General features: G+C 63.7%; 10 protein-coding genes. All 10 read left to right on the forward strand.

Annotated features, from left to right (window positions below; genetic code table 11):
- The first annotated feature begins 14 nt into the window (after window positions 1–14).
- The 10 genes from FHY04_RS21440 to FHY04_RS21485 all read left to right on the forward strand — a co-directional run bounded on the left by FHY04_RS21440 (window position 15) and on the right by FHY04_RS21485 (window position 7,242).
- Window positions 15–932 carry an MBL fold metallo-hydrolase gene (locus FHY04_RS21440; RefSeq protein ID WP_183937830.1) on the forward strand — a complete coding sequence of 306 codons (918 nt, stop codon included), beginning with the start codon at window positions 15–17 and terminating at the stop codon, window positions 930–932.
- Window positions 932–1,369 (forward strand): YeeE/YedE family protein, encoded by a 438-nt coding sequence (locus FHY04_RS21445; RefSeq protein ID WP_183937832.1) that lies wholly within the window; start codon window positions 932–934, stop codon window positions 1,367–1,369. Before FHY04_RS21440 ends, FHY04_RS21445 begins: the two co-directional genes overlap by 1 nt.
- A complete protein-coding gene (locus tag FHY04_RS21450; protein WP_037529424.1) occupies window positions 1,369–1,794 on the forward strand; it encodes a DUF6691 family protein in 426 nt (141 codons plus the stop codon). The genes FHY04_RS21445 and FHY04_RS21450 overlap by 1 nt, the downstream gene beginning before the upstream one ends.
- Window positions 1,795–1,812: 18 nt before the next feature.
- Entirely contained in the window at window positions 1,813–2,247 is a 435-nt protein-coding gene (locus tag FHY04_RS21455; RefSeq protein ID WP_183937834.1) for a TIGR01244 family sulfur transferase, read from the forward strand.
- Window positions 2,244–3,476, forward strand: coding sequence for an FAD/NAD(P)-binding oxidoreductase (locus FHY04_RS21460; protein WP_037529352.1), 1,233 nt, complete (start codon window positions 2,244–2,246; stop codon window positions 3,474–3,476). The genes FHY04_RS21455 and FHY04_RS21460 overlap by 4 nt, the downstream gene beginning before the upstream one ends.
- Window positions 3,473–4,255, forward strand: a complete 783-nt coding sequence (locus tag FHY04_RS21465) for a sulfite exporter TauE/SafE family protein (protein WP_183937836.1) — start codon at window positions 3,473–3,475, stop codon at window positions 4,253–4,255. Before FHY04_RS21460 ends, FHY04_RS21465 begins: the two co-directional genes overlap by 4 nt.
- A gap of 71 nt (window positions 4,256–4,326) precedes the next feature.
- Complete coding sequence (locus tag FHY04_RS21470; RefSeq protein WP_311725938.1) at window positions 4,327–5,064, forward strand: TlpA disulfide reductase family protein; 738 nt, start codon at window positions 4,327–4,329, stop codon at window positions 5,062–5,064.
- Window positions 5,061–5,687, forward strand: a complete 627-nt coding sequence (locus tag FHY04_RS21475) for a DsbA family protein (RefSeq protein ID WP_037529343.1) — start codon at window positions 5,061–5,063, stop codon at window positions 5,685–5,687. Before FHY04_RS21470 ends, FHY04_RS21475 begins: the two co-directional genes overlap by 4 nt.
- A gap of 77 nt (window positions 5,688–5,764) precedes the next feature.
- Window positions 5,765–6,331, forward strand: coding sequence for a DsbA family protein (locus FHY04_RS21480; RefSeq protein ID WP_260171719.1), 567 nt, complete (start codon window positions 5,765–5,767; stop codon window positions 6,329–6,331).
- A gap of 20 nt (window positions 6,332–6,351) precedes the next feature.
- Entirely contained in the window at window positions 6,352–7,242 is an 891-nt protein-coding gene (locus FHY04_RS21485) for an MBL fold metallo-hydrolase (protein WP_183937840.1), read from the forward strand.
- Window positions 7,243–7,370: the final 128 nt, after the last annotated feature.

Below are 7,370 nucleotides of genomic sequence, written 5' to 3' on the forward strand. Positions count from 1 at the left end.
AAACGGAGATGGTCATGGACCCGGTTTTGAGCGAAGCCAACGCCCAGATCAGACGCGCAAAAACGGCCGGATCGCCGGTCGTTCAGTCCTTTTTTGATGAGCCCACCAACACAGCGACCTACGTCGTTTGGGACGCGGCGACGAAAAAAGCTGCGATCGTCGACAGCGTCCTCGATTTTGACGCCGCGGCGGGCCGGACCAAAACTGCGTCGGCGGACGCAGTGATCGCTTACGTGCGGGATCAGGGACTGACGGTCGATTGGCTGTTGGAAACCCATGCACATGCCGATCACCTGTCTGCGGCACCCTATCTTCAACAGGCGCTTGGCGGGCAGCTCGCGATCGGTCGTGAGATCATCCGGGTCCAGAACGTATTTGGCAAAATCTTCAACGCTGGCACCGATTTCGAGCGCGACGGTTCCGAGTTCGACCGGCTGTTCGACGACGGCGACCGCTTTGCCATCGGCAACATCGACGCCGTTGCGCTGCACGTGCCCGGCCATACGCCGGCGGACATGGCCTATGCCATCGGCGACGCGGTCTTCACCGGCGATACGCTCTTCATGCCCGACTACGGCACCGCGCGGGCAGACTTCCCTGGTGGCGACGCACGCCAGCTATTCCGCTCGATCCGCCGGCTCATGCAGGTGCCGGACGAGACGCGCCTGTTCCTCTGCCACGACTACAAGGCGGTGGGTCGCGACCAATATGTCTGGGAAACGACTGTAGGCGCGCAGCGTGTCGGCAACGTGCATGTCCACGAAGGGGTCAGCGAAGACGACTTCGTCGCGATGCGGACCAGTCGCGATGCCACCTTGTCGATGCCCAAGCTCATCCTGCCCTCGATTCAGGTGAACATGCGCGGTGGTCATTTGCCGGAGCCGGAAGCCAACGGCACCCGCTACCTCAAGATCCCGCTGGATGCGTTGTGATGCTGGGCTTTCCGCATGCCATGCCGCTCGAAGGCTTCATCGGCGGGCTGATGATCGGTGTCGCCGCGGCGATCATGCTGCTCGGAAACGGTCGCATCGCCGGAGTCAGCGGCATGTTCGCGAGGGTTTTGGGTCTTTCCGCTGGAGGTCCACCATGGGCAATCGCGCTGCTTTTCACCGCGGGTCTGCCTTTGGGCGCGGGTATTGTTGCAGCCAGCTTAGGCGTGAAGGCCAGCTTTCCGACATCGCTTTCGCTGATCGCCGTCGCCGGTCTGATCGTCGGTATCGGAACACGGCTCGGGTCCGGGTGCACCAGTGGGCACGGCGTATGCGGCCTGTCTCGCCTGTCGCCCCGGTCCATCGCCGCGACCGCTACGTTCATGGCGACCGGCGTCGTCACGGTCACGATCATGCGTCTGTCCGGGGTAATACTGTGATGCGCCAGAACCTCATTTCACTCGCCAGCGGGACGCTGTTCGGCGCCGGCCTTGCCGTCTCGGGAATGATTGATCCGGCGCGCGTGCGGGCGTTCCTCGATGTCACCGGCGCGTGGGACCCGACCCTGGCGTTCGTCATGGCGGGCGCAATTCTGCCGATGGCGATAGCGTGGTTCGTCGTGCGGCGTTGCTCGACCCCGATCGCGGCCGAACAATTTCACACGCCCGCCACCTCGCCGATCGACCGGCGCCTCATCGGCGGTGCGGCCTTGTTCGGCATAGGCTGGGGCATCGTCGGATTGTGCCCAGGTCCCGCCATTGCCGCACTGGCGATCCAGCCTCTGCCGGCACTGGTCTTCATCGCTGCAATGGCCCTCGGCGTTGCCGTCCACCGCTTTGCATTCACTTCCCGCCGTTCGGCCTGATCAGACAGGAGACATCACATGGCTTTCAAGCAGATCACCTCGTCCTTCTCTGCCGCCCCCCAGCTGACGCAAGACGACCTCGCCGCTGCCGCGAAGGCAGGATATCGCTCGATCATCTCAAGCCGCCCGGACGGCGAAGAGGCGGGCCAGCCGAGCGCGGAAGAAATGGCCCGAATGGCAGGCGAACATGGTCTCGCGTTTGCCCATGTCCCTATCGTACCGGGCAAGGCGACTGACGCCGATGCGGATCGCATGAAGGAGGCGCTAGCCACACTGCCACAGCCTACGCTCGGCTTCTGCCGTAGCGGGACACGCGCGGCGACCTTGTGGGCGTTGGCCGAGGCCGATCGCGCCGATCCGGCGACGATCATCGCCCAGGCAAAGGCTGCCGGGTACGACCTTGCCGATTTGACGCCTGCGCTGAAGCGCCGTTCCGAAAGGGTGGATCAATGACCTACGACGTCATCATCATCGGGGGCGGTGCCGCCGGCATCGCGACAGCCTCCAGCATTCTGAAGCGCAACGCCAAGGTGACGATCGCGGTCGTCGATCCGGCCACGGACCACTATTACCAGCCTGGCTGGACGATGGTCGGGGCCGGCGTCTTCACGCCCGAGCAAACCCGCAAGGCCGAAGCCGATGTGATGCCTAAGGGCGTCCGCTGGATACGGTTGCCCGCGATCACCATCGACCCCGACCGCAACGCGATCGAGCTCCAAGACGGTGGCACATTGACCTATCGCGTTCTGGTCGTCGCGCCCGGGCTGCGCCTGGCGTGGGAGAAGATCGAGGGGCTGCCTGAGGCTCTCGGCCGCAACGGCGTCACCTCCAACTACCGCTACGATCTGGCACCCTACACCTACCAGCTCGTCAAGGAGTTGCGGCAGGGGCGGGCGCTGTTCTCGCAGCCACCCATGCCGATCAAGTGCGCCGGCGCACCGCAGAAAGCGATGTATCTCTCCTGCGACATCTGGCGGGATAGCGGCGTTCTCCCAGCTATCGACGTCGAGTTCCATAATGCCGGCGCAGCCCTGTTCGGGGTCCCGACCTACGTCCCGGCGCTGATGGAATATGTCGAGAAGTACGGCATCGATCTCAGGCTTGAGTCCAACCTGGTCGCGGTCGACGCCGATCGTCGCGTCGCCACGTTCGAGCGCAAGCAGGACGGCGTCTCCGAGCGGATCGAACGTGAGTTCGATATGCTCCATGTCGTGCCACCTCAGGTGTCACATGCGGTCGTCGCCAATAGCCCGCTCGCGGCTGCGAACGGCTTCGTCGAGGTCGACGAGACTACGCTGCGGCACAAGCGATTTGAAAACATCTTTGGCCTTGGCGATGCCGCTGGCACCAGCAATGCCAAGACGGCCGCTGCTGCTCGCGTCCAGGCGCCCGTGGTCGCCGTCAACGCGCTGGCCGCGCTCGACGGCAGACCCCCCGTTGCCGACTATAATGGTTACGGCTCATGCCCGCTCACGGTCGAACGCGGTAAGATCGTCCTCGCCGAGTTCGGCTATGGCGGAAAGCTGCTGCCCAGCTTTCCATCCTGGCTGCTCGACGGAACGCGTCCCACGCGCGCCGCCTGGTTCCTGAAGGAGCGCATGCTGCCCCCGATCTACTGGCAGGGCATGCTGAAAGGCCGCGAGTGGATGGCCGCCCCGCATGAAATCGGCAAGGCAGCATGACTCTCGAACCGATCCAGTATCTGCTTGGCGCCCTTTCGGGCAGCTTGGTCGGATTTTCCCTTGGCCTCGTAGGCGGCGGGGGCTCGATCCTCGCCGTACCGCTGATGGTGTATCTGGTGCGCGTGCCCGATGCGCACCTTGCAATCGGCACGAGTGCGTTTGCCGTGGCAGCCAATGCCGCGACCGGTCTTATCGGTCATGCCAAGGCTCATACCGTAAAATGGCGGTGCGGGGGCATGTACGCCACAGCGGGCGTCATCGGTGCGCTGCTCGGATCCACCGTCGGCAAGGCCGTCGATGGCGGCAAGCTGCTCTTTCTGTTCGCGCTTGTCATGGTCGTTGTCGGCGTCCTGATGCTTCGCGGGCGGGGTGATGCAGGTAATCCCGGTGCGGAATGCAACCGGGAGAAGGCACCCAAGGTGCTGGGCTACGGCCTTGGGACGGGCTTGTTCTCAGGGTTCTTCGGCATCGGAGGTGGCTTTCTGATCGTTCCGGGCCTGATCGGATCGACGGGTATGCCGATCCTCAACGCTGTCGGCACGTCGTTGATTGCTGTCACCGCCTTCGGCCTGACGACCGCCGCCAATTATGCATTCTCCGGGCTGGTCGACTGGCCGCTTGCCTTCGTCTTCATTGGCGGCGGGGTCGTCGGCGGGTTGATCGGCACACGCATGGCCAAGCGCCTTGGCTCGGGCGGAACGCTTACCACCGTCTTCGCGGTGCTGATCTTCGTCGTGGCAGCTTACATGCTCTGGAAGAGCGCAGGCGCGTTTCTCTGATGGGAAGCGCGATTGCCATCGGACCGCTCATGATGGCGGTTGAACGCGGACTGGCGGTGCTATGCATCGTCGTGTTCCTGGGGCTGACAACCTTGGCAGGGCGGTTCCGCTTCCCGCGGGTGTCCACGGTCGCCACCAGTGCCATCGTCGCTGGACTGGTGGCGGCGCGGATCGGCTATGTCGCGGCACATTGGGCGAGCTACGTCGAAGCGCCCCTATCCATTTTCGCCGTCTGGCAGGGCGGCTTCTCCGCCATCGCCGGCATCATTGGTGCTGCCGCGACGCTGGCCTTCCAGCTTGGCCGAACACGCGCCTTGGCGGCGGGCTGGGGGGCATTGGCGATAGCGGGTGGCCTGTGGTTTACGCTCCAGGCGCTTATCCCGCCCGTGAACTACGGTCCGTTCCCCTATTATCTAACGTTGACGACGCAGCCCGGAGTTCCGCTTCCGCTTGCACGCTTCCAGGGCCGCCCCTTCGTGATCAATCTATGGGCGACATGGTGCGGGCCGTGCCGGCGCGAGCTGCCGATGCTCGACGCCGCGGCAACGCGCAATCGGGATGTGCCGATCCTGCTCGCCGATCAGGGTGAGGCTCCAGCAATCGTCACCGGGTTTCTTACCCGTGAAGGCATCGGCGTGAGCAATGTCGCGCTCGATCCTGCCCGTGGGCTTTCCCAAGCCCTCGAAGTCGCTGGCTATCCCGCAACCGCCTTCGTCGCTGCGGACGGAACGATCGTGCAGCTTCAGCTTGGCGAGCTGTCACGCGCCGCCCTCGCTGATGGGATCGATATGGCAAGGAAACACCGATGAACCGACGCAACCTTCTCTGTCGCAGCTTTCTGGCGTTGCTCGCCGTCGCCGTGCCGGCAATGCCAGCAGTCGCGCAGCAACCCGATCTGTCGCGTAAGGCGGTCGTAGACGATCCCGTTGCTCCGAAGCGTGCCGGCCGAGCCTATGACGTCACCGTTGTCGAGTTCTTCGACTACAACTGCCCCTATTGCCGTCGCATGGAGCCGGTGCTGAACGCTCTGCTTCGCTCCGACCCGAAGGTGCGGATCGTGTATCGGGATTGGCCGATATTCGGACCCGCCTCCCGTGAGGCGTCCCGGGCGGCCGTCGCGAGCCAGTGGCAGGGCAAACATGCCGCCTTTCATGAGGCGCTGCTGACCTCGCCGGCACGGCTCGATAGCGCCGGGGTCAAGGCCGCTGCCGCGAGAGCCAAGGTAGACTGGCCGCGTCTGCAACGCGATCTGAAGACCCGCGGTGCAGAAATCGATGCGCTCCTCGCTCGTACCAACGCCATCGCTCAAGCGATCGGGTTCAACGGAACACCGGCGCTGATCGTCGGCTTACAAGTGGTGGCCGGCGCGGTTGATCTGCCGACGCTACGCCGGCTTGTCGCAACGGCGCGCAGCAAGCCTCAGGCTCGCTGAACATGCCAGAGCCGCTCAATCGCAGGCAGGCAGTCGGGCTTGGGGCCGTCGTCGTGACTGGTTGGGCAGTCGGACAGATGCTGCGACGCACAGCGCCGATCGGTCGCGACGTTGGTCCGACCGCTGACCTGATTCTGGCGGGCAGCGGTTCGCCTGAATACGGCCCTGCCAATGCCACGCTGCGACTTGCCGTGTTCACCGATTATCGTTGCCCGGCCTGTCGTCACGCCTTCCCCGCACTGGAAGAGGCGGTGCGACGCGATCGCAAGGTTCGGGTCATCTACAAGGACTGGCCGATCTTCGGTCCGCCGTCCGAACGCGCCGCGAGCGTTGCGCTCGCCTGTGCCGAACAGGGCATCTACCCGGCCGTTCATCGCCAGCTGATGACCGACAGTCGTTTGATCGACGACGACATGCTGAGGGACATTGTCACCGGCGCTGGCGGGGACTGGCTGCGCGCGACGACCTGGCTTGCTTCGCATGCACAGGCTGTCGCAGCGCGTCTGCGCGCGAACGGCCAAGAGGCCTATTCGATCGGTTTGGCCGGCACCCCGGGCTTTCTTGCTGAACGCATGCTGGTGATGGGCGCGATCGAAGCAGGTGATTTCGAACGATTGTTCGCGCGTGCGCGGGCGGAAAGCTGACAGAGCGAGAGGACGAAAACATGATCGAGTATAAGCACGATGGCATGACCGTTGCGTCGCTCCATGACGAACGCACTGGTAGCTTCCAATATGTTGTCGTCGACGACACTACGAAAACGGCCGCGATCATCGATCCAGTCCTGGATTTTGACCCGCGCGCTGGTGCGACCGCGACCCGCAACGCCGATCTGATCCTCGACTATGTGCGTGAGAAGGGGCTGACGGTTGAATGGGTGCTCGACACCCACCCCCATGCCGATCACTTCTCAGCCGTTCCGTACCTCGCCGGCAAGACCGGTGGCAAAACCGCGATCGGCAACAAGATCGTGGAAGTGCAGAAGCTGTGGCGGGACATCTACTGCCTGCCCGATCTCGCCGTCGACGGCAGCCAGTGGGACCGGTTGTTTGCGGATGGCGAGCGTTTCCGGATCGGTACGCTAGACGCTCAAGTCATGCTGTCCCCGGGCCATACGCTCGCCTCGATCACTTATGTCGTCGGTGACGCCGCGTTCGTTCACGACACGCTTATGGTCCCCGATAGCGGCACAAGCCGGGCAGACTTCCCGGGTGGTGATGCTCATGCGTTGTGGCGCTCGATTCGCGCCATCCTCGATCTGCCACCCGAAACCGCAACCTATGTCGGGCATGACTATGGAAAGGATGGCCGGGACGTACTCGGTCACTCGACCGTCGCCGATCAGCGTCGCGACAACATCCATGTTCACGATGGCATCGACGAAGCCGAGTTCGTCGCAACCCGCGAGAAACGCGACGCATCGCTCCCACTACCCGACCTGATGCTTACCGCGCTTCAGGTGAACATACGTGGCGGCCGACTGCCAGATGCCGACGAATGTGGGACGGCGTTTCTCAAGTTGCCACTGAACCGGTTTGGACCTGCTGCTTCATAGCTCAGTCCGCGCTGTCTCAAGTGTCACAACCGAACGAGACTGTTGAAAAACGCGTGCTTGCGACGACGAGGAAGGCGTGATTCACTCCTGCCAGGCGGCGGGAGTATGGACATGATGGGTCGGCAAGT

The organism is Sphingomonas sp. BK481, from assembly GCF_014194875.1.
In the GTDB taxonomy this organism is placed as follows: domain Bacteria; phylum Pseudomonadota; class Alphaproteobacteria; order Sphingomonadales; family Sphingomonadaceae; genus Sphingomonas; species Sphingomonas aerolata.